The following is a 1053-nucleotide window of genomic DNA, read 5'->3' on the forward strand; positions in this document are numbered from 1 at the left end:
ACGAACAAAAATGGCTTGATTAATAATGTTGCCAGACAGGCGATTGAACGGCAGAAGAATCTGCCAGCAGGAATGGAACAACGGATAGTTATTGATGTTCGAGGGCAAGCAATAACTGCCAAGCAAAAAATGCAAATAGTTCAAGGAATAGTGCAGAAATCAAATGGTTCTATAAATTCATCATCCATCAGGTTTAAAACAGAATGAAAAATGTTGGTATACATGCCGCTATGACATTAGCTGAAATAGGCACTGCATCTGATATAAATGGATTTTTCAATTTAGTGGTAACGTTATTGGAACATCGTAATAAAGGGAGTAAGTACCCTTGGGTCACAGAAAATCTCTATCGGCGTTCTTTGAAGTATGAGGAATTATCAAGTGTCAAAAGAGATCTTGACAGTATAGAAAGGTCATTTTCACAGATATCAGCTAAAGGTATTGATTGGATGTCGTTAGGAGTGAACGTAAATAATACGAAATTAAATCTGAAAGGAGAGTCGCTATCAATTGTTTTCAAAAGGCTTTTTAGTGCATTTTCTGAAGCATTAGAATGTACTGAAGTTTATTATCAAGAGCTTAACGAATATATCCCTGTAAGAATAGGTTTTACTGATACACCATATTATATTGATGAGATTAATCGCCCCCTTGAAAAATACGATGCTTTAGGCCCAGACGATCCTCCATTCTGGCTACGTTAAAAAAAGTTCCCGGCTTTGTGAACTGTACTCCAATAGTTGGATACTCAACTGATAAAGGTGCAGTTCATATACCGGGGATGGTGATTGCGATTGCGGTCGCTGCGGTCACGGCGGGTTCGGGCCTGGTGGCTTGGGCGGGAAGTGGTGCCGTGGGGGTGACAGGCGCCACGGGAGCTACGGCGAGCGCGGTTTATGGGGCGGCTTATGGCGGAATGATAGGGTTGACCTCGCAGGCGGCGGTGGCCTTAGTTGAGAATAAAGGGGATCTTACCCAGACACTGGCAGCCTTAGCGAAACGCGATGCCGTCAAATCCCTTGTTACCCAAATAGCTGTGGGTGGCGCATTAGG

2 protein-coding genes and 1 pseudogene are annotated in these 1053 nt (G+C 43.2%); all 3 read left to right on the forward strand.

The genetic code is table 11. The features are described 5' to 3' along the window. Positions 1-207: pseudogene (locus BO26_RS18565) on the forward strand (adhesin); the annotation flags it as partial. Then, positions 204-704 (forward strand): Imm70 family immunity protein, encoded by a 501-nt coding sequence (locus tag BO26_RS18570; protein WP_036774132.1) that lies wholly within the window; start codon positions 204-206, stop codon positions 702-704. The pseudogene BO26_RS18565 and the gene BO26_RS18570, both read left to right, overlap by 4 nt. 17 nt (positions 705-721) lie before the next feature. Continuing rightward, positions 722-1053 (forward strand): DUF637 domain-containing protein (locus tag BO26_RS18575; protein ID WP_236637619.1); only part of this gene is annotated, 332 nt, incomplete at its 3' end.

This window comes from Photorhabdus australis DSM 17609 (assembly GCF_000711895.1).
In the GTDB taxonomy this organism is placed as follows: domain Bacteria; phylum Pseudomonadota; class Gammaproteobacteria; order Enterobacterales; family Enterobacteriaceae; genus Photorhabdus; species Photorhabdus australis.